1 protein-coding gene is annotated in these 842 nt (G+C 46.3%); it reads left to right on the plus strand.

The features are described 5' to 3' along the window. Window positions 1–829 (plus strand): cell adhesion protein (locus A3763_RS28295; protein ID WP_068759944.1); only part of this gene is annotated, 829 nt, incomplete at its 5' end. Window positions 830–842: the final 13 nt, after the last annotated feature.

An 842-nucleotide genomic window follows, 5' to 3' on the forward strand; every position in this document is an offset into this window, starting at 1 on the left:
GCAAAGGGGTTGGAACGTTGGCGTATTTTACTGGAACCAGTTTGCCGATGAAGCTGAAGTCAAAGATGCAGAAGCCAAAATGTGGAGTGCTAATGGCCCAAAAGGTATGCGTTATCGGCTAGATGACGGTAGTTACAGCACGTCACAGGCACCGAACAAGTCGGTCGGTGAAATCGCTTTTGAGCAAATCACAGCAGTACTGGCTAACAATAACAAAAACCTGAGATTTGCAGGCCACTCTTTGGGGAACCAATTAGCTGTTTATGTGGCCAAGCAGATTAATGATGGGATTAATGAGGGCACTCTGTCTGATAATGTTATGCCCGACCGTATTGCACTGCTAGACCCCTTCTGGTCAAAAAATGGCAAAAGCTATCTTGGTGATGAAAACGGCGACGGCCAGAACGACTGGGTGGGCGAACGAACGCGTTGGTACATTTCCGATATGATAGCCGACCAGGATGTCGCAGTAGAATGGTATAAGTCATCGGCGATATATGACTTATGGATTGGCGACCAAAACACGCCGTTGGAGAGTATTGTTAACCTCAACCACTTGCGTTTTTGGTATCTGAATTCATGGGATATTGCCGGTAAACATGTTGAAGCACGTCACTGGTACTTCCAGTCAATGAATAATGCTGAGCCTGAAGAAGTAACGATTAACTGGTGGGGAAGACGCAAAGACACAGGGTACGATGCCGCCAGTGCCAGAACTTCAGATAACCGCATTAAGGTTATGATGGGGAATGATTATGAGTGGGATCAGGTAGAAGGTCGCTATACCGCAAAGCCTTCGGATGACCAGTTTGAAGTGAAGAACTACTAAAATAAGCTAAGAC

It is taken from the genome of Oleiphilus sp. HI0128, from assembly GCF_001635365.1.